This window comes from Microbacterium sp. Y355 (genome assembly GCF_059445345.1).
Window position 1 is genome coordinate 278,599 of record NZ_JCAIUD010000001.1, and the last position, 19,298, is coordinate 297,896.

Genomic DNA, 19,298 nt, shown 5'->3' on the forward strand with positions numbered 1-19,298 from the left:
AATAGGACGGATATGACTATCGCTCCTGCTCCCGCGCGCGCCTTGCGCATCGGCCCGATCGACCTCGACGTGCCCGTCGTCCTCGCACCCATGGCCGGCATCACGAACACCGCGTTCCGACGCCTGTGCCGCGAGTACGGCGCTGGACTCTACGTCAGTGAGATGATCACCTCGCGTGCGCTGGTCGAGCGCAATGAGACGACCATGCGCCTCATCCAGCATCACGAGAGCGAGACGCCGCGGTCGATCCAGCTGTACGGCGTCGACCCGAAGACGATTGCTGACGCCGTAAGAATCATCGTGGCGGAAGATCACGCAGACCACATCGACCTGAATTTCGGCTGCCCTGTGCCCAAGGTCACCCGCAAGGGCGGTGGCGCGGCGCTGCCGTGGAAGTCGAAGCTCTTCGCCGACATCGTCACGCAGGCAGTGAAAGCGGCCGGTGATATTCCGCTCACCGTCAAGATGCGCAAGGGCATCGACCCCGATCACCTCACCTTCATCGATGCGGGGCGTGCCGCGGAGGACGCCGGCGCTGCGGCCGTCGCGCTGCATGCGCGCACGGCGAACGAGTTCTACTCGGGGCATGCCGACTGGAATGCGATCGGTGAGCTGAAGCAAGCCGTCACCAGTATTCCGGTGCTGGGCAACGGCGACATCTGGTCGGGCGCTGACGCCGTGCAGATGATGGCACAGACCGACTGTGACGGCGTCGTGGTCGGACGCGGATGCTTGGGGCGCCCCTGGTTGTTCGGCGAGTTGGCTACGGCGTTCGGCGCTGAGTCGCGTCCGGTCGACGCGACGCTCGGCTTCGTCGCGAACGCTTTCCGTCGTCACGCAGAGCTTCTCGTCGAGTTCCTTGGCGACGAAAGCCACGGATGCCGCGACATCCGCAAGCACGTCGCTTGGTACTTCAAGGGCTATCCGGTCGGTGGCGACGTGCGCACAGGCCTTGCCACCGCACAGAGCCTGGCGCACATCGATGACCTGCTGGGTCAGCTCGACCACGACGCACCGTACCCCGGTGCGGATGCCGAGGGTCAGCGCGGCCGTGCCGGTCGTCCGAAGCGTCCTGCACTGCCGGACAAGTGGCTTGACTCGCGCGAGATGGCAGCCGATGCCAGCGAGATGCTGCGCGGCGCGGAGATCGAGAACAGCGGTGGTTGAGGTTCTCGACGGATACGAGCCGCGTGACGCCGAGCGTTTCGTCACAGAGACTCATCGTTCTGAGCGCGACGGATTCGCCAGAGACCGCGCGCGCGTGCTGCACTCCGCAGCGCTGAGGCGACTGGCTGCGAAGACGCAGGTGCTGAGCCCAGCGAGCACTGCCGATTTCGCCCGCAACCGGCTGACGCACTCCCTTGAGGTGGCGCAGGTCGGACGCGAGCTGGCGGTTGAACTCGGCGTCTCGGCCGATGTCGTCGACACAGCTTGTCTCAGCCACGACCTTGGGCACCCTCCGTTCGGACACAACGGCGAGCGGGCACTCAACGACTGGGCGGAGCCCATAGGAGGCTTCGAGGGCAACGCACAGTCGCTGCGCATCCTGACTCGTCTCGAGGCGAAGGCTCTCGATGAGAACGAGCACTCTGTCGGGCTCAACCTCACGCGAGCGAGCTTGGATGCAACCTGTAAATACCCGTGGACGATCGACAACCCGGTTCCTGACCCCGGTGGCCGACTGAAGTTCGGCGTCTATCCCGAGGATGAAGCGGTCTTCCGGTGGATGCGCGAAGGTGCCCCTGGACGACTGCGTTGCATTGAGGCCGAGATCATGGATCTCTCGGATGACATCGGTTACTCGGTGCATGACTTCGAAGACGCGATCGTCAACGGTTACCTCGATGTCGCTCAGCTCTCCGACCCCGCGGAACATCATGCGCTGGTCGGTCGCATCCAGCAGTGGGTCGGGTACGACTTCACGCGCGAGGAACTGGCCGACGGGCTGTATCGGCTGACACGTCAGCCGATGTGGCTGAAGTCGTTCGACCGCTCACGTCCTGACCTTGCGCGGCTCAAGAACCTCACGAGTGACATGATCGGCCGCTTCGCGCGTGCCTCTGTCAGCGCTACTCGTGAGGCATATCGAGGGCCATCTCTTGCACGTTACAACGCGCACGTCGTCGTTCCGCGCGTCGTCGAGACGGAGATCGCCGTGCTCAAGGGCATCATGGGGCAGGCCATCGTCACCATCGATGCTCGCAAGGGCGTCTACAAGGAGCAGCGCCGGGTGCTCAAGCGGCTCGCTGAAGCGCTCTGGTCGACCGACACCCTGTGGACCGCAGGTGCCGACGTGCTCGAGCCTGCCTTCGCCGCTGACTTCCTGGCAGCGTCCACCGATTTCGAGCGTGCCAGGGTCGTAGTAGATCAGATCGCAAGCCTCACCGATCAGACTGCGCTCGACTGGCACAGCAGACTGGTCGGCGACATTGACCCCGCCGAAGTAGGCATCTGGACCCCGCGTACTGCGCGCGCCGGTGCTAGTGCGCACGCGTCGACCCGAATGGTCGAGGGGGCGCACTGATGCCGCGGATCCTTCAAGCAGACGTCGATGAGGTCAAGTCGCGCACGAACATCGCCGATATCGTCGGCGAACGCGTTGCGTTGAAGTCTGCCGGTGTCGGATCCCTCAAGGGCCTGTGCCCTTTCCACGACGAGAAGAGCCCAAGCTTCCACGTTCGGCCGCAGGTGGGGTACTACCACTGCTTCGGCTGCGGCGAATCGGGAGATGTGTACTCGTTCCTTCGCGAGACGGACCACGTCAGTTTCACTGAAGCTGTGGAAAAGCTCGCAGGGCGCCTCGGCTACGCACTGCACTACGAAGATGGCGGTGCTGCGCCAGAGACCAGCGGACGCAGCCGCCTCTATGCAGCGAACACGGCGGCAGCGGAGTTCTTCCGCGGCCAACTGCTCAGCACAGAGGCCGAGACCGGACGCCGGTTTCTCGGTGAGCGCGGCTTCGATGCCGGCGCTGCTGCGCACTTCGGCGTCGGCTTCGCTCCTCGCGGCTGGGACGGGATGCTCAAGGCTCTGACAACGCAGGGATTCACCCGCGATGAGTTGCTCGCGGCTGGGCTCGTATCGCAGGGCCAGCGGGGCGTGTACGACCGATTCCGTGGGCGGCTGGTCTGGCCCATTCGAGATGTCACCGGCCAGACGATCGGCTTCGGCGCTCGAAAGCTGTTTGATGACGATCAGGGGCCGAAGTACCTGAACACTCCGGAGACGCTGATCTACAAGAAGGCGCAGGTGCTCTACGGGCTTGACCTCGCCAAGCGCGACATCTCACGCGGTGACCCGCGCCGGGTGGTGATCGTTGAGGGTTACACCGACGTCATGGCGTGCCATCTGGCAGGAATCACCACGGCGGTCGCCACGTGTGGCACGGCATTCGGTTCTGACCACGTCAAGGTGCTGCGTCGAGTGATGGGTGACGACTCTGCTTCGGGTGAGGTGGTGTTCACCTTCGACGGGGACGAGGCAGGGCAGAAGGCTGCGCTGCGCGCCTTCACGGAGGACGATCGCTTCAACGCACAGACATTTGTCGCTGTCGCACCCAACGGACTCGATCCCTGCGACCTGCGCCTGCAGCGCGGGGATGCCGCGGTGCGCGGACTCATGGACACCAAGGTGCCGATGTTCGAGTTCGCAATCGACCGCAAGCTCGCAGGATTCGACCTGGCTACCGTCGAGGGCCAGGTGGGGGCATTGCGCGCTGCTGCCCCTATCGTCGCGGAAATTCGTGACAGGCTGCTGCGGCCCGGCTATGAGCGAGTGCTCGCACGGCGACTGGGCATGGATCCCACCGAGGTGCGTGCTGAGGTTGAACGCGCCGCGCGAGGACAGAGCCATGCACCGGCGCGTCGAGAGCCAGCGGCAACGTCACAGTCAACGACGGATGCTCCTCAAATCACCCCGGTGACATTGTCGAGCCTGCCGCGCACTGGGGATATCGCGATGGAGCGGGGCGCGCTCATGGGGGCGCTCCAATACGGCCATCAGGTTGATCAGGTGATGCTCTCCCGTGCGCTGGAGGTTCCGTTCCGCAATCCTGCGCTCGAAGCAGTACGCGAAGTCGTGATCGCGGTTGCAGATCGCACCCGCGTCGGATGGGCGATGGATGCTGTGAACGCGGTGCGTGAGCCGTACCGCTCGCTTGCCGGCGAACTGCTCATGACACCATTCCCTGCGCGCGACGAAGCCGGTGCGGTCGCGTCGACCGCTGATCTCGGTCGGCGAATGATCCTGCGCAATCTGGAGCGCGAAAAGAACGAACTCCTCGGGGCAGTGCAACGGGTGTCTGCTGACTCTGATGGCGGTCGTGCCCTGCGGATGCGGCTGCGAGATCTCGACATCGAGCGTCAGCGCTTCACCGAGTCGTAACAGCCTGGTATACCGAAGTCGGGAGATGATGGAGCCTATGTCTGGCCGGTCTGCTTCTCCTCACGCAATCGAATGCTCCGATCTCGTCATCGATCGAATGGGGCATGGGATGGCCACGCGCGCCGTCGATGGTGTGACCTTCGATCTTCCCCCTGGTGAGCTCATCTGCGTTGCCGGGCCCACTGGCTCCGGTAAGTCCACGTTGGTGGCCGCTCTCGCGGGCTCAACCGACCCGTCGGTGCGTATCGTCGGCGGTCATGCTCACGTGTGCGGCGTGAATGTGCGAAAGCCGGGCCGTCGACACCGTGAACTGACCTACCGCACCGGGTTCATCCCGCAGGGGGCTGGTGCCGATCTCTCGCCGACGATGACCGTCAGCGAGGTGATCTCAGAGCCGATCATGATCCGCGAGAAACGAGTCAACACAAAGGCGCTCGCGATCCGAGTCGCGACGCTGCTTGACGAGCTGCACCTTCCGCTGGGAACGGCAGCGAAGTTTCCCTACGAGCTCAGTGCTGGGATGCGCCAACGCGTCGCGATCGCGCGTGCATTCGTGTTGGAGCCGCGGGTGCTCATCGCCGACGAGCCGCTCGCCAACCTCGATCTGGAGGTGCGGCCCGTGGTGTTCGATGCGATCACGAGACGCCGCAAAGAACAGGGGATGGGCGCTCTGCTCGTCACGAACGATGCCGCATTCATTCGCGAGTTGAACGCCGAGACGCTGATGCTGAAGGGCGGGCACGTGGTCGCCCGTGGCGTCGGCAAAGACCTGCTCTGGGTGCCGAATGCCGAGGCAGATTCGCGAGTTCGATGACGCGTCTGACGACACGCCCGAGGGCTTCGACGATGTCACGAGCATCCGATGGAGTTTGCTAAGATTGTGGAGTTGCCTCGGCGACGACGCATGATCCCCGATAGCTCAATTGGCAGAGCAGCCGACTGTTAATCGGCAGGTTATTGGTTCGAGTCCAATTCGGGGAGCAGAGCAAGGCCCTTTTTCCGCGTAATTACGCGGAAAAAGGGCCTTTTCTTGCCTCCAATTAGGTTGCCCGATTGGCTGCTCTGCCAAGAATGCTGCCAAGAATGCGCCCTCTTTATCACGTTTATGTAACGAAATCGAAGTTGATTATGGCACTTGAGATGCTTGGCGACCACTCTCGAGAGAGAGAGCACCGGCTGGACAGGAGCGCGCTGGGATGTTTGTCGCCGGGCTCTCAGATGCCGTTCGGCCGAGCTTGGAGGTTCAGTGTCTGGAAAAGAGATGATGGAAACCATCTCGCTAACGACTGTGGAGGCTGCCCGGTACCTCGGTATATCCCCGCGCACACTCGAAGGTTGGAGGCGGCTGGATCTTCCTCGTCCACCCCATCATCGATACGGGCACCGTACGATCCGCTATGACTTCCACGAGTTACTCGAGTGGAAGGCCCAGCACCTTCATGTCGGTAAGACTATGTAGCGATCCAGAATCGGCGAATTTACTGAAATTGTTCCTTCCTGCGTGCGCGCACCAAGCGCTAAGGGACATTGCCCTGCCGATCTCCGTGCCGACCAAGGTGCGTGCCGGCCGGGCGGAGAGATGCTATCTGTGCTATCCAGGCCGAGGATTTTGACAAGCGGGTCCGCCCACCCTGGGTCGCATGCCCACGCCGGGGATGGCGTCTCTGGTCCGGCGCGTCAATGGTTGCGATGCGAGCGATTCCGAGTTCGCCTTGGGACGGCAGAGGATGTCGTTGATGCAGGGCTTCGCGTGTACCCGAATCTTCTGTGGGGAATCCGTGCAGCAGTCCCCAGGCCTGCCGCTAAAACGTGTTTGGATGCTCGCTGAGTAACGCTCACGCCGCACGTACTAGCTTGCGGCGCGGCGCGGCGCGGCGCGGCGCGGCGCTAGAACGGTCCCAGGGCAGGGCAGGGCAGGGGAACAGCAAGCTCAGCCTCGATGACGGGCTCAGGCGCGTGTGCAAGTGCGTCTGCGTGTTCACATATTCGGCGAGCACTGGCTGGGAATCCCAGGTTGCGTGCCGCCTTCATCGCAGGGATGTCGCCGGCACGGGCCAAGTTGGCCAAGTATCGTGGTGAGACCGACCGGCGTTCGCAGCTTCTTCAAGCGCGAGGATGTCTACGAGGGTGAACGAAGCGGTCATGCCTGTTCTGTGCGCGGTGCTGCATAGGCTAGGCGCGCAGCATCGCCGGCCACGTCAGCCCGCGTGTCCGAAGGACGACGCCGTGGTGTGTCGGCAGCCCCGTTGGAGGGTTCGTCGAATTAGCTTGAGCGCAGCATCCCGTGCCCTACAGTGAGGTCATGACGACGGCCGCGACGGGGACACCGCTGAGCCGTTTGCAGACCGCTGCCAACCACCACTTCACCGACGAAGCCCGCAAGGCGCGCTACGGCGTTGCGTACGTCCAATCGCTGTGCGCCCACGCCGGCGTCGACTTCAAAGAAGGTTCGGTCGACTCGGACTACATGGCCATCGACGGCACCATCGAGTACCCGCGTGTGGCGGCACGCGTCCAAATCAAGTGCACGTCACAGTTCAAGGTCGGTAACGGCAACATGTCGCTCCAGCTCAAGCCCAGCTGGATTACGAAGTGGACCGAGAGCGCTACGACCGTGTTCGTAGTGGTTGTGAAAGTACCGAAGAGTATCCCCGATTGGCTGGAGCATGGCGCCTTGTTTACCCGCCATGGCACTGTCGCATTCGGTAAACGATTCGATCCGGCCGCTCACCAGTCAGCCATGGTGTTCGCTGCAGACGACAAGCTCACCACCGAGACCATCTACGACTGGCGGCAGCTCACGTATGACGTCTACGACGGATTAGTGTCGTGAGCCCGAAGTTTGCTCGTTTTCGCGCGCTCACCGCAGCAGCCACCGTCAGCAGTGCTGCCGCCGACATCACGGCGCTGCTCATCCGCCGCCAGTGGACCCAGGTGCGCGCCAGCGAGCGGGCCGCGCTGTGGACCCTGCCTGCACATGACGCAGAGCTCTACGTTCCGCACGCGCTACGCAGGGACACCCTGGAATGGGACGGCGTGCTCGAGCGCATCGCGTTGCCCACCCGCGAGCACCCGCGCGACATCGAGAAGTCCATCGAGCAGAACAACTACGATGTCGTCCGCTATCGCGTGAACTCCAGCGGCGAGAGCATCCCGCTCGAGACCGCTGCCACGGTCATCAGTAGTGCGTACGGGATGCTGCGCGCGGCTGCCACGGCCGCCCGCAAGCCGCGCGCTGTCATCGCCAGCTATGCGAAGTCTGGCGACGCGATTGCGGGCTCCGCACGTCTTGGGCACACTGAGCAGGGGTCGTTCGTGTTCCCGGTCCTGGTGCACGTCGACGACGCCCCGGCTCCGCCCGCTGACACCCTCGAGAGTGTGGACCAGGTCGCCCCCGAGTCGAACGAGCGCAGGGTCACCCGTACACTCGCTCAGGCTTTGTCAGCATTCGAGAAGCAGATTGTGCAGCCCGGTACAGAGCCGACCGCAAAGAACATGCTGCCCATCGTCTACGCAGGCGGAACGCGCGAGCTGTTTGCCAAAACCGCCACGGCTCTCGACGAACCGGACATCGCGTTCCTGGAGACTGGTTTCACCTGGGCTGGCGCCGAGCCTGCAGCAGACGACCTGCCGACCACCGTGACCATCCCGGCCGAAGCGGGCAGACTGCTCCGCGATGCTTCCCGCGTGCTGGCCGACACCAAGAAGCAACAGCAGCGAGTGTTTGTCGGCCCCATCTTCCGAATTGAGCATCTGCCCGGCGACCCGTTCGGGCTCATCACCATGACCGCAGCCGCGATGGTTGAAGGCACCCGCAAGAGCCGCATTGAAGTGCCGGTCAAGGCAGACCAGATGGGTGCACTGCATGACTGGATGCACGCTGGTACCACGGTCGTCGTGCAGGGGCAGCTTGAGCGACGACCCGGCCACTACGCGCGACTCAAGGACGTCACCACCCCGCAGCCGCTATCGGTGACTTTGGAAGGCGTCGAATGAACAGCTGGGCCTGAGCGGCCTGGCGTGACCTGACCGCCCGTACGCCCCACGCCTGAGTCGACACGGCGCCGCACAGCGTCTTAGTTGCGGAGTATTCGACGAAGGAATGCGGCATTGGGCGACACGGCGCGACAGACGCAAGTTCTCAGCGATGCTTATGAAGCTGATGAGTGGTCTCGTGTGATTCGAGCTGGCGGTTAGTACGCGCTTGTGCGGGCCGTCACCCGTTGGAGGACTGGCGTTATCGTGGCAGCGGCTCTCGATACCCGACTCTCGGCCGACGCATTCGCTATACCGACCGTGAGCTTGCTGCGTTCCTCAGCGAATCAATCTCGGCCCCTCGGAGCGGAAAGTAACTAGCTCTGCAATGTCCGGTCCGGGACAGTGAGGTTGCTGTCCGTGGCTAAAGTCAGCGCGCGTCTCTCCGCCGCGCCCGGCCGAGTTACATATCCGTCCAACGGAGGGCGATTCGTGGATGTTCAGGGCGATATCACTCCCGTCCGGACGGATGTCGGTTCGTCGCGAGGAGCGCGTCAATGAACTTGGTGAACGCGTGGGGTTCTTCGAGAGCAAGCGCGGCGCGTAGTGACTCGGCGAGCATGGCGGTATTCGTGTGTGCGGCATCGGTATCGTCGACGCGGACGATGATCAGCACGTGGCTTGTGGTGCGGATGGTTCCGACGTAGGGCAGGTCGGGTCGGTCGTAGTCTGCCAGCTTGTCTTTCCACCAGCGGATCTCGCCGTACCCGGTGAGAGTGTCGAAGTAGAACGCTTCAACGCCAGGCAAGGGTGTGCCGTCTTTGTTGAGTGCCGCGTCCTTCGGATATCTGGTGACGGCCGGTACCCGAATCGTGGTCGACAAGTTCGACGCAGTAGATGGTCCCGGACTGGGTGACGACGAGATACCTGCCGGGGATGGACTGCTCGGTCAGCGGACCGCTCTGATGGGGCTGCCCATCGGGTGCGTGCGATTCGCGTGTCATTGTTCTCTCCCTGTTCGGGGGCGGTATTCGCGGAGGATGCGGGCAATGTCCTCGATGGGCACGTCCTTGGCATCACACCATTCGGCCATGAGGTCCGCGACCTCTGCGGCGTCGATGCTCTCCGAGTGACTGCGGGCGTATGCCGCGAGCATGTCGATGTCGTCCGTGCCCAGACCGAGCTCGGTGTTGAGGCGTGATTGCACGGGCTGCCAGGCACGGTAGTTAGCGTCGCATCCCCAGATGGAGCGGCGGTGCGCTCGCGCCGCGTGGACGCGGTCGCGTCGCCGGCGACGGCGGAGCTCGTGCTGGCCGTGCGGGGTGCGGGTCAATTCGAGCCACTCGTCCATCTCGGCGACGTCGTAGATGGTGATCCCGATGTGTGGTTTGCGGACCCAGTGGAAGTGGGTGAGGACGCGGTCTTCCCGGCGGCGGAGTTCCTCGAGCGTCGTTTCTCTGAGTACGTTGTCGTCGACCCACAGCAATGGTCTGCCATCGAACTGTCGGGCGAGGCGGTGTGCCTTCCACGATGGGGACGACTCGGTAACCCTCCCGGGTCCCTGCACGGCGACGGGCAACTCTGGCAATCCGAGGACCTGTGCAAAGTAGGTATGTACATACTGCTGCCAGGTGGTTGCCCACACGACCTCGATCCCACGGTCCAGCAGACTCTGTACCCAGGCTGCACCGACGCCAGAAAACCAGTGTTTGGTGGTCCACTCACCGTGCTCGTCCCAGTCGGGCTCCCGGTGCAGGTACGTCGGGTACTGCGTCTTCCGCATTGTGATCACCCTGCCGAAGACCGCGGGGGCTATTGTCGCGCCGAGGCCCGGGGGATTCACGCGTAGGACGCCGTCGACGTCGATGGCGACGACGGGTCGGAATCGGGAGTCGGTCATCGGTGCACCGCCACGTCTGTCACAGAAAGGTCATCCAGGCGCAGGAGGACGAGGTTCCCGTCCTGGTCGTCCATGCCCAACGCCTCCACCCGCAATGGTGGGAGCCCTTCGCGTTCGATGGTGGCGGAGTCGCGAACGTGGTAATGCCCGTGCAGGTGAAGCAGAGGGTTGGTCCCGGTGACGACCTTGCCGATGAGTGCCCGGCTGGCGTCCGAATAGCTGCGAGCGGCCGGCCACCAGTCGCTGGGGCCGTCCACAATCGCCGCCACACGAGGGGACGTCAGCTGCCCGGCGTCATGGGTGAGCAGCACCCCAGCGATGCCACCGGTAACCGCCGCTTCAACGTCATCGAGGGAAGGGAGTTCGGCGGGCCACCAGGATTGGCCCAGGACCCGGTAGTTGGCATCGATACTTGCTGCCCCGCCGAAGCTGAGGAATGACCGATTACCGATGGTGAACCGAAACCCGCGGGGGAGTACCCACACGGACTCACTCACCCGGATCGCGAGACCCGGGGAAGCCGCGAACAGCGACTCAAGGTCACCCCAATCCTCGTGATTCCCCGGCGTCAAAAGGACCCGTTCAATCCCCGACCTTGTCGGCTGCTCCCAGGATTTCGCGACCCAGTACTCGACGGTTGCCAGTAGGTCGTCGCTGCCGCCGGGCCAGAATCCGAAGTCCCCGGCGTGCAGCAGGGTGCGGGCGCCTGTGAGTGCGGCGGCGGGGATGGCGCGGCCGATCCATAAGCGGTTGGCGTGCCAGTCGCCGGCGATGACGACCTCGTTCTCGGCGATGTCGAATGTTGCCGCTGTCTCCTGTGCGGTCAAGGTCATCTGTGCTCCTGTCAGTCCGATCTCGAGCGCTGTGAGGGCGCATGGGACGACACGTTATGCGAACCCGCCGCCCAAATTCGGGCGAGTTTACTAACCTGACCGACAGTTGCCGGCACACCGCGCATGGAAGGAGGTATGAGCAATGAAGAACCAGATGCCCCTGTCCGTGCCGAACAGGTTGATGAGCCGGTCGGGCTCCGAGAGGCTGCGTGGAGTCGCCGTGCTGATGATGTGGATCGACTGGTTCGCGCATTGGGACGTATGCCTCGCGCCGGTGATGACGGCGTCGATTCCGCACTGCTGCGATGGATACGGCAACAGCAATGGGCAAGGCAGCACCCGCCCGAAGACCACCGGCCGCGCCTCAGCGCAATGCGTGAGAATCGTCTGACCAGAATCCCGGGTTGGATCTGGGACCCGCGCATCGATAGCTGGTACGCGAACCTCGACAAGCTCGAACAGTTCCTCGTACTGTACGGGCGTCCTCCGAGCGCGTCCAGGAAGGGAGCGGACAAGAGCGAGCGCGACCTCGCCTACTGGATTGCCAATGAACGGAGGAAACCACAGGCCCGGTTCACTCCGGGCCAAATTGAGCGAATCGCGAACCTCCTCGACCTCGCGGATCAAAACAAGGGCCGTGACTGCATCGGCGGCGGAACGACCGACGCATGACCAGATGCGACGCGGAGGGCACTCCATTGGAATTCGAGGCGATGGGCTAGTCCTCCACGCGCGGGAAACGCGCGCGGATAATTGTGAGGGAAGGCTCCACCAGTGCTCGCAGTGTGGCTTCGGAACTGTGACTCAGCCGAATCGGCACCGGCCGGTAACCTGAGAGAACGCTTTGTGGATAACTATGACAACCACCTCGGTATGGGGACCGAACTGCGAATAAAGTGGTGACGCTCAGCTTCTTTTCCTAACTGGGACCGGAGGGGTTCAGCTCCTCTCGATCCCAGCCGGAACGACGAGGACTACTTCGTCACGAGCTCGTCGAACACGTCGTCAGGTAGGGCCTTGATGTACTCAATCCGGGCTCTGATCGCGGCCTCCATATTCGCCAGCGACAGACCGACCGACGGTTCGACGTACGCGTCACTGCCTATTTCAGCCGTCAGTAGCGTGGCCGCGTCGTAGTTGCCTTCCTTGACCAGGCGCTCAAAGAAGATCCGGTACCGCTCGATGTACGACGCTCCAGTGAAGACCGGGTCTGCAGGGAACGGCATGTTCTTTGGAACCTTGACCGCGCTCAGAGATCCTTTTGCACGTTCAACCAGCATGACAAAACCGAACCAAGGTTTTAGCTGTCCAAACAGCCCGCGCTCGGCGGCCATCTGAGAATCAGCAGCCAGCCCGAGTGCTTCCTCAGTTCGATTGTTGAAGTTATTGCCGAACGACGGTCCACGTTGCGACTTGAACTCCATCGCAGCGATCAACGCGTTCCGATACAACACCAATAGGTCCCAGTTCTTAGCCGGTCTGAAGTATGCCGGCAAGTTGTTGTGACCTGTGGTGCGCACCTCCAAGGTGATGTCAGGATCTGAGCCCCAGATCTTGGCAAAGGCCTCCTGCATGGCGTCCATCTGCTTGCCACCGGTGACTGCAGCGCGGTTGCCAGTGTCCTTGATGCCAGTGGCCTCACCCTGCTTCGCCTGCTGCAGGTCTAACCCCGTCCAATAGCCGAGGACAGCCGCTTTCCACGTATCTTGTGGTGTCAGATCAGCCATTTCTGATGTCTCCTTCGTCGATCGATGTTATGCGCGGACGAGCGCTTGCTTCGCGAAACGGACGCGTGCCTCGATGTGAGTCCACAAGGTATCCACCGTCGCCGTCGGCACCGGCTCCTCGTATTGGACATGACCCTGGTCATCGACCCACGAGGTGACGAGCCATCCGGCGCTATATGCTCCGGTCTGGATGAACCTCTCGGTGGTTACAGCGAGCTGACTCCCGTAAGTCATCGGAACGAATGCCGGGTCGATGTCAAATAGCGGTCGCTTGCGCATCCCAATCTCGCGCGCAGTCGTGGCATCGGAGCCGAAGACCATGCAGAACGCGCTCCACATCGGCAGGTTGCCGAAGACCGGCGTCATTTCATGCGAGGTGATCGCGTCGAACGCGTTACCCAGGGCTTCCTCGATGCGGTTATTGCCGTTATTCCCCTCGCTGCCAACCTGCGACTTAAGCTCGACGATGCCCACGAGATGCCCCTTGTGCACGGCAACGATGTCCCAGCTCTTCGAGCGGCGGAAGTAACCGGGGATCACACCATCGACAAATACCTCGGACTCGTCTAGCCCGGCGTCGATGAACATCTGGCCGACGAATAGCGCCAGCTGACGCATGTGTCTGGCGTCGCGCGCTTGGGCACCATGGCCGTCCCGCCCGTCCAAGCGGTTCCGCTCGACGGCAGCGCCCTTTTCCTCCCAAAAGTGCTCAAGGAGGCTCAACACGCTGCCCAGCTGCCTGGTCATACGCCTGACTTCCTCGGCAGTTCGCTCTCGCCGGGAGCCAACCCGTAAGCTTCCTCGGCAGCTCGGGTGGCGGCAACTCTGTCGCCGATACGGAATGCCTCCCGCAGCCTCTCCGCGACGTCCTCAGGGATCGTCTCTGGACGAGGAACGGTGATCTTCCGCAGATACTGGGACTGGAACCGAAGAGTCCCGCCACGCATCTTCACGCCGTACGCACTGATGAATGCTTCAGCGATCTTCGACAGCAGTAGTCCGCCCAAAACCTCCATGTCCCATGAGGTTGAGGTGACGTAGTACAGGTTGTGATGCGGGTAGTAGCCACCAGGCTCAAGCACAGGCGTAATCTGCGCCTTCATGTCCTGCAACAGCAGCTTCGGCCGATCTGCGAGTCCTGGGTACACTTTGTCGATCGTCCGGTGCCAAGTCGTCGGGTTCTTCTTCGCAACAAAGCGCTTCCTGACGGCCTCGTGCGCACCAAGAGTCGCAGCGAACCTCGGGTAAGCCTCCAAGTCGATGAGCTGACCGCGGTCATCCCATGGATTCAACAACACTTGCGTTGGAGTCTTCAGCTGACCTGAGCGAATGTCGTCTGCCATCACGATGGGCGTCAATCGGTCTGGCTCGACATCGATGTTGGAATCCTTGGCGACGATGTACGCCTTGTCAGCCCCGGTGGCGACACCGATGCTGATTTTTGTCACGCCATCAGACTCCAGCGTGGGGAAGTCTTCTTGTAAGCGTTCCAGCAGCTTGATCATGTGGGGCGACCCTGCTGGCCAAAAGTCTGCCGTCTCAAACCAGCTGGGTAGCCGTGCGCCTTCCCAGCCCTGGCCCGTACCTTCGTCACCCGAGCCCTGGACGAACGACTTGGCCTCCAGCGCTGAGGCCTCACCAAACTCGCTGGTCGTGTCGATGACGGTAGCGCGACCTTGTCGTGTGTTGGCCAGCACTGTGATCGCTGGGTAAGCCGACACCTCAGCCTCAAACGCGTCGACATCGTGCATCTGCCAGACCGTCTCGACCGCGTATCCGGACACCACCAAACCGCGCAGATGCTTCCCATAAGCGTTGCGCATCCAACGGTCAGCACAGATGAATCCGAGCTTGCCTCCAGTCTTCAGCAGGCCCAGGGAGCGCTCGTAGAAGCCGACATAGATGTCAGCGCGACCGCGCATCGTCTTCCATCGTGAGCGGTAAGTTGCCTCGACGTCATCGTCAAGGTCTTCTGTGCGGATGTATGGCGGGTTACCCACGACAAAGTCGACATTGCTCGGGATAGCATCCAGGAGGAAATCACCGTGCGTCAGCCAGCTGGTCGTGAGTGATTCTGCCAGCTCTGCAGAAGCGCCTGCGCTGATCAGCAACGGTTCGATCTTCTGTCGGCACGTCTCGACATGCTCCTGCTGGAGGTCAAGACCGAAGACGCTGTCTTTCAACGCTGAGAGCTCGGTGTCGTGGATCTTGGCCGATTCAAGCAGTCGGCTCACCACAGGAACCAGGAACGCACCGGAGCCGATGGACGGCTCAACGAGCTTTACCTGTGAAAGATCACGATCAGCCGTATACCCAACAAGATCGAGGATCGTGTCGACGACCCACTCTCGGGTAAATACCTCGCCGTACTCGATCTCATCCACAGCAGCGACAGCCATATACTTCCCCTCAACACGATGGTGCGCGCAACAAACGCGGGTGATCTCAGGGTATCGGTCAACCCTTGGATACGGGTTCTGGCGGCCCGGACCTACCGCGTGTCCCCGAAAGGATCAATCACCGCATTCACTCCATGCTCAGCGCACACGAACGCGATGCGCGCACCCCGCCCGCCGACGCTAACGCTGGGGTCGGGATAGCAGTCTCCGCTGCACTCAGAGCATGTCCGGTAGTCATCGTCGGCTGGCACCCTGACTGGCACGCCATCAAGCCCGCCCACCTCGTCGTAGTTCATGTGCTCGATTCTGGCCGAAGGTGTGGATTGCCGCATCCCCCTGCTGGGAGGCGACCTGCGGTGCAAGTGTCAGGACTCGTAGGTGCAGTTGGCCCGATCTAACGCGAGTCCGTTTGGTTGGGCTTCAACCGTGCCTGCACAGCTTCGCGCACTCTCCGGTCAGAGTCGTTGACCATGAGCGGGAGGAGCGAATCACCCCCCCTCCGCCTGTTGCACATATGCGAGTCGTCGATCTATCCCTTGGTTTCCCATCCCTGAGAGGAACTGCGGGGCACCTCCCGGACCGGTTGGTGTCCAATATGGGCGCATGCCAAAGGGCGGCACGCTGGAATCTTCCTCGTATGCCTCCAGCCAGTTGCGCGCCATGGTTCCGAGCATCCCCCGCTCTTCTGCCAGCTGCAGGGCGACGTAATGGCTGTTCGCTTTAACTCTGAGGTCTTCGTCCGAAGAGGTGCTCGGTGTGCTTGGGGCGCTGGGGGCGCTACGGGCGTCAGATTTGGGGTGCCCTGTGAACATCAGTATCGCGAAAACACCGAGACCCAGCAGCAGCCAAATGATATTCATGTGGATCGCAGCCAGAGCCAAACAGATCAACCCTGCAAGGGTGCCCACTGGTACCAAGAGACTTCGCATACTCGCATACTCGCATTCAAGCAGATCGCTCATCGAACACGCACTGTCGTTCGTAGTGACCGGGCGCACCCTTGCACACCCGACGTCCCAATGCTGGGGTCGAAGCAGCAAGATATGACGATGATGCATATCATCGCGCACAGCTTCTTACGGTTCTGCTAAGTCAGCTCCACCGCGCGGGCTCTAGTTGCGGTTGACGGCAGCGACACTGCCGATTATCGCGGAAACCTCGGTGCCGAGTAGCTGGAACAGCGTCAACTAACTTGAGAACTGACATGTGGCTACGGAGCAATCAGCGAGCAGCAATTGTTCGTACACGACGTTGAGTGACACCGCGCATAGACGGGATATGAACTATCTCAAGAGCATGTTGCTTCACGCCGGACTCACTGACGAAGAGAATGCGCAGCGGGCCGACGTCCTAGATTTGGATTGGTGCTGGGGATCCCGCGTGCGGATCGAGGTATCGGTGGATTCCGCACAGATACTCGTGATTCGTCATTCGCCAGAATCCGCAAACGGTGATGATCTGCGCGCGCTTGAAGCGTGTCTCAGCTTGTCGCGCCGGGACGGCCAGGGCGCGGTCCTCACATCGGACCCTCTGCCATCGAAATCGTCTTCCGGACGGCGCCGCACACGATACATGACAGGGGGAGTGCTGGTCGCTGACGTGGTCTTGTCGCAGCGCGAATGGGTCGATGCGCTAGAGCTGTGGAAGAACGGGGGAACGTTCTTGCCAGCTGCCCGTCGTGGTCCCCTCTACTCTCCGATTGCGTCGGCCGAGCGCTCATTGCAGCACGGGGAGCCCCGGCGAAGGTGGGTCCCATCCCGACGATCTGTGCCACCTCTGCGAGAGTGAGTATTCGCTCGGGCTGGCCGCTGTTTGGATCCTCGAATTGTTTTAGGCAGTACGGGCATTTGGGTATGGATTCCTCTTGGAGCACATGAATTCGAGTCAGACTAGATCTGCGTGCACCGGGCTATTTGCACCTTCTGGTGCGTGGGCGCGCTCGATAGCGGGATAGGCCCAACAGAGCGTCGTGCGTCCGTGTTTCGAAGAAACTCATTGATGGTTCACCGCCATGGGCAGAAATAGCGATGTCCTGCGGTGGGGGAGTGCAGTCGCCGGTGCCCAGATGCCGTGCGGCGTTCAACTCCGGCGAGGCGCATGGCTGCGCGAGGCTTCGCGCAGGCTAGGCGCTGTGAGGTGGCAGGTTGCGGTTAGCGGCTTCGGTAATGGCGGCGACCACGGGAGCGATCTTGTTGTGAATCTGCGCGGGCGCGTCGAGTCGGCGAACGGCTTGTCGAAGTGCTGCCACCGTGCGACGATCTCCGATGACATAGTCGGCGTAGCCCGCTGCGGTGCAGAGATACATCATGTCGGTCAGGTCATTGGCCTCCCACGGTGCGCCGCCGAGCATCTTGTCGATCGTTACCTCGCGGAACAGCGAGATTGCGGGGAGACCGAGAGACGCCCTATCCCATGTCTGATGCACCCAATCTGACATCCGTTGCGGGCTCGCGCCAACTCCGAACGCAGCTCTTGCGACCTCGCCTCGAATATCGGCCAGCGTGAACGCTTGGATGGAACGGCGTTTCTGTGTCTTCGTACGTTGGTGCTCGCTCTTGAGCCATTCCGTGAATCGGTTCGCGTGCGATGCCCAGCCATCAGGTGCGGTGCGGTTCACCGGGGTCTGCGCGATAAGGCAGGATACATACACCAACGTCGAAAGCATGCCCTTTTGCAAGTAGCGAAGTTCTTCGGGAATCTCCGCTTGAGCGGCCTCGCGTGCGGCGTCGTCTCCCCGCGAATCTAAGGCTGCGTAGGGTTCGAGCGTGAAGACGTCCGGCAATGTTTCGTTATGGTGCGTGGTTTTCCCGATCACGCTTCGCAATTCTGCGTCTCGAACCCTCAAGGGGTCGCGCATCTGCCAACCGGCGCTGCCAGTCATGAGTGTTAGACAGAGCTCGATGCGGGCTGTTCTGTTTGTCCATGCGGCGGTTTCGGAGAGGTGGGCGGCCGACAACGGCAATATGACCTCGCCTTTCTCCGCCATGGCGAGAAGCGTGACTGCGGCGTTTCGCTCTTGCGCGTCGGGCACGCGATGGGGAGCGAAGATTGCCTTGTTGATCGTGCTCCACTGATTCTGATCGAGGTACACGACGGGCCGTCCGCCGATGGGTGATTGTCGGCGAGGGTGCGGAAACCGTGTGGTGAAGCCCAACCCGCTGCCGAAGTGAAATGCCATGCGTCGATGCCAAGGATAACAATCGATGACGTTGATTTCGGGCGGAGCGTGATCGTAGGAGCCGTTCGCCGGATAGCTGACCACTTGTCCAGTCGAGAGACGAAACACGAGAAGGTCATCGTCTGCTCTCCACTGGATCGCCGTGATTCTTGACGTCATCTCTTCACTTCCTACGCAGCACGCTGGCGTGTCCTCGGCTGTGCTTATCATGGTCGCAAGCTTGCGAGAGCAAGGCGACCGAGTGCTCCAAGGTGATCTCGATCTTGGCTCACGCAATCACCGCTGCGCCGGCACCACGAGCACTATTGAGGAGCCAGCTAGGACGAGGCGACTTCGATCTGTCGGTGTTGGTATGCGCCCGCAAAGCGGTCGAACGAGAACTGCATCTAAGCCCCGTGTTCATACCGCCCTCGGAATATCGACCCAAGAAAACTCAGGATCGCTAGTTTCGGGGTGTCGAGGACTCCGAAATACGGCCGCGGAACCGGCCCTCAACCAGCCCCCAAATAGGTGCGCGAACCGACCCAAGACGTCCCAGAATGTCGCAAAGTGAGAAACATCACGCGACAGATCTACCGGTGCGGAGCGCGGTTCCGTTCAGGCAACCCGACAGCGCCGTCGCGAACCTGCACCTCAGCCCTTCGGCGGGTTCGGGTCATTGTCGCCGAAAGTGTTCCGGTCGTGGATCTGCCCGTTGTCCTTTCGATGCTTCAACCACTCACTTCCGGTGTCCCGTGCTAGGTCCCTGCCGCGGTCGGACGCCTCTGCTGCAGTCTCGTGGGTGCTGCTCGCGCGCTGATTTCCCTCGCGCCGGTTGACCCACTTTCCGGATTCGTCATCAAACGACGTATGCACGTCACCCTTCACCATGTTGTCTCCTCTTTGAAACAGTTCGGCCACCGG

The 19,298-nt window shown here is 62.0% G+C and carries 16 protein-coding genes and 1 tRNA gene; 9 read left to right on the plus strand and 8 right to left on the minus strand.

From position 1 onward, the window contains the following. Positions 1-12 precede the first annotated feature (12 nt). From dusB to AC1C2O_RS01435, 8 genes are all read left to right on the plus strand, one after another. Complete coding sequence (dusB, locus tag AC1C2O_RS01400) at positions 13-1,167, plus strand: tRNA dihydrouridine synthase DusB (protein ID WP_495428641.1); 1,155 nt, start codon at positions 13-15, stop codon at positions 1,165-1,167. Beyond that, positions 1,118-2,524, plus strand: coding sequence for a deoxyguanosinetriphosphate triphosphohydrolase (locus AC1C2O_RS01405; RefSeq protein ID WP_495428642.1), 1,407 nt, complete (start codon positions 1,118-1,120; stop codon positions 2,522-2,524). The genes dusB and AC1C2O_RS01405 overlap by 50 nt, the downstream gene beginning before the upstream one ends. After that, positions 2,524-4,383: a DNA primase gene (dnaG, locus tag AC1C2O_RS01410; protein WP_495428643.1), complete on the plus strand. Its 1,860-nt coding sequence runs from the start codon at positions 2,524-2,526 to the stop codon at positions 4,381-4,383. Before AC1C2O_RS01405 ends, dnaG begins: the two co-directional genes overlap by 1 nt. 109 nt (positions 4,384-4,492) lie before the next feature. After that, positions 4,493-5,197 (plus strand): ATP-binding cassette domain-containing protein, encoded by a 705-nt coding sequence (locus AC1C2O_RS01415; protein ID WP_495428644.1) that lies wholly within the window; start codon positions 4,493-4,495, stop codon positions 5,195-5,197. A gap of 94 nt (positions 5,198-5,291) precedes the next feature. After that, positions 5,292-5,364, plus strand: a tRNA-Asn gene (locus AC1C2O_RS01420). A 283-nt stretch (positions 5,365-5,647) separates the two neighbouring features. Further along, on the plus strand, positions 5,648-5,842 hold the full coding sequence (locus AC1C2O_RS01425; RefSeq protein ID WP_495431640.1) for a helix-turn-helix transcriptional regulator: 195 nt from the start codon (positions 5,648-5,650) through the stop codon (positions 5,840-5,842). Positions 5,843-6,685: 843 nt separating this feature from the next. Further along, complete coding sequence (locus AC1C2O_RS01430) at positions 6,686-7,216, plus strand: DUF4365 domain-containing protein (protein ID WP_495428645.1); 531 nt, start codon at positions 6,686-6,688, stop codon at positions 7,214-7,216. Next, on the plus strand, positions 7,213-8,379 hold the full coding sequence (locus AC1C2O_RS01435) for a hypothetical protein (RefSeq protein WP_495428646.1): 1,167 nt from the start codon (positions 7,213-7,215) through the stop codon (positions 8,377-8,379). The genes AC1C2O_RS01430 and AC1C2O_RS01435 overlap by 4 nt, the downstream gene beginning before the upstream one ends. 490 nt (positions 8,380-8,869) lie before the next feature. Here the strand turns inward: AC1C2O_RS01435 and AC1C2O_RS01440 are convergent, their stop codons facing one another. The 3 genes from AC1C2O_RS01440 to AC1C2O_RS01450 form a co-directional block, all read right to left on the minus strand. Further along, positions 8,870-9,241 carry a hypothetical protein gene (locus AC1C2O_RS01440; protein ID WP_495428647.1) on the minus strand — a complete coding sequence of 124 codons (372 nt, stop codon included), beginning with the start codon at positions 9,239-9,241 and terminating at the stop codon, positions 8,870-8,872. A gap of 117 nt (positions 9,242-9,358) precedes the next feature. After that, positions 9,359-10,258 (minus strand): hypothetical protein, encoded by a 900-nt coding sequence (locus AC1C2O_RS01445; RefSeq protein WP_495428648.1) that lies wholly within the window; start codon positions 10,256-10,258, stop codon positions 9,359-9,361. Beyond that, positions 10,255-11,091: a metallophosphoesterase gene (locus tag AC1C2O_RS01450; protein ID WP_495428649.1), complete on the minus strand. Its 837-nt coding sequence runs from the start codon at positions 11,089-11,091 to the stop codon at positions 10,255-10,257. The genes AC1C2O_RS01445 and AC1C2O_RS01450 overlap by 4 nt, the downstream gene beginning before the upstream one ends. Before the next feature lie 135 nt (positions 11,092-11,226). On the opposite strand from AC1C2O_RS01450, the gene AC1C2O_RS01455 reads away from it, so the two are divergent. Then, positions 11,227-11,763 carry a hypothetical protein gene (locus AC1C2O_RS01455; RefSeq protein WP_495428650.1) on the plus strand — a complete coding sequence of 179 codons (537 nt, stop codon included), beginning with the start codon at positions 11,227-11,229 and terminating at the stop codon, positions 11,761-11,763. Positions 11,764-12,065: 302 nt separating this feature from the next. Here the strand turns inward: AC1C2O_RS01455 and AC1C2O_RS01460 are convergent, their stop codons facing one another. The 5 genes from AC1C2O_RS01460 to AC1C2O_RS01480 all read right to left on the minus strand — a co-directional run bounded on the left by AC1C2O_RS01460 (position 12,066) and on the right by AC1C2O_RS01480 (position 19,265). Continuing rightward, positions 12,066-12,818 carry a PaeR7I family type II restriction endonuclease gene (locus AC1C2O_RS01460; protein ID WP_495428651.1) on the minus strand — a complete coding sequence of 251 codons (753 nt, stop codon included), beginning with the start codon at positions 12,816-12,818 and terminating at the stop codon, positions 12,066-12,068. Positions 12,819-12,845: 27 nt separating this feature from the next. Next, positions 12,846-13,565 carry a PaeR7I family type II restriction endonuclease gene (locus AC1C2O_RS01465; RefSeq protein WP_495428652.1) on the minus strand — a complete coding sequence of 240 codons (720 nt, stop codon included), beginning with the start codon at positions 13,563-13,565 and terminating at the stop codon, positions 12,846-12,848. Continuing rightward, a complete protein-coding gene (locus AC1C2O_RS01470; RefSeq protein ID WP_495428653.1) occupies positions 13,562-15,217 on the minus strand; it encodes an Eco57I restriction-modification methylase domain-containing protein in 1,656 nt (551 codons plus the stop codon). The genes AC1C2O_RS01465 and AC1C2O_RS01470 overlap by 4 nt, the downstream gene beginning before the upstream one ends. A 2,122-nt stretch (positions 15,218-17,339) precedes the next feature. Continuing rightward, positions 17,340-18,479 carry a hypothetical protein gene (locus AC1C2O_RS01475; protein WP_495428654.1) on the minus strand — a complete coding sequence of 380 codons (1,140 nt, stop codon included), beginning with the start codon at positions 18,477-18,479 and terminating at the stop codon, positions 17,340-17,342. 549 nt (positions 18,480-19,028) lie between these two features. Beyond that, on the minus strand, positions 19,029-19,265 hold the full coding sequence (locus tag AC1C2O_RS01480) for a DUF2188 domain-containing protein (RefSeq protein WP_495428655.1): 237 nt from the start codon (positions 19,263-19,265) through the stop codon (positions 19,029-19,031). Positions 19,266-19,298: the final 33 nt, after the last annotated feature.

Bases quoted from the DNA above. Each gene is read 5' to 3' on its own strand.
- dusB (WP_495428641.1), top strand. From the start codon at position 13: ATGACTATCGCTCCTGCTCCCGCGCGCGCCTTGCGCATCGGCCCGATC.
- AC1C2O_RS01405 (WP_495428642.1), top strand. From the start codon at position 1,118: ATGCCAGCGAGATGCTGCGCGGCGCGGAGATCGAGAACAGCGGTGGTT.
- dnaG (WP_495428643.1), top strand. From the start codon at position 2,524: ATGCCGCGGATCCTTCAAGCAGACGTCGATGAGGTCAAGTCGCGCACG.
- AC1C2O_RS01415 (WP_495428644.1), top strand. From the start codon at position 4,493: ATGGCCACGCGCGCCGTCGATGGTGTGACCTTCGATCTTCCCCCTGGT.
- AC1C2O_RS01425 (WP_495431640.1), top strand. From the start codon at position 5,648: ATGGAAACCATCTCGCTAACGACTGTGGAGGCTGCCCGGTACCTCGGT.
- AC1C2O_RS01430 (WP_495428645.1), top strand. From the start codon at position 6,686: ATGACGACGGCCGCGACGGGGACACCGCTGAGCCGTTTGCAGACCGCT.
- AC1C2O_RS01445 (WP_495428648.1), bottom strand. From the start codon at position 10,258: ATGACCGACTCCCGATTCCGACCCGTCGTCGCCATCGACGTCGACGGC.
- AC1C2O_RS01450 (WP_495428649.1), bottom strand. From the start codon at position 11,091: ATGACCTTGACCGCACAGGAGACAGCGGCAACATTCGACATCGCCGAG.
- AC1C2O_RS01455 (WP_495428650.1), top strand. From the start codon at position 11,227: ATGAGCAATGAAGAACCAGATGCCCCTGTCCGTGCCGAACAGGTTGAT.
- AC1C2O_RS01460 (WP_495428651.1), bottom strand. From the start codon at position 12,818: ATGGCTGATCTGACACCACAAGATACGTGGAAAGCGGCTGTCCTCGGC.
- AC1C2O_RS01465 (WP_495428652.1), bottom strand. From the start codon at position 13,565: ATGACCAGGCAGCTGGGCAGCGTGTTGAGCCTCCTTGAGCACTTTTGG.
- AC1C2O_RS01470 (WP_495428653.1), bottom strand. From the start codon at position 15,217: ATGGCTGTCGCTGCTGTGGATGAGATCGAGTACGGCGAGGTATTTACC.
- AC1C2O_RS01480 (WP_495428655.1), bottom strand. From the start codon at position 19,265: ATGGTGAAGGGTGACGTGCATACGTCGTTTGATGACGAATCCGGAAAG.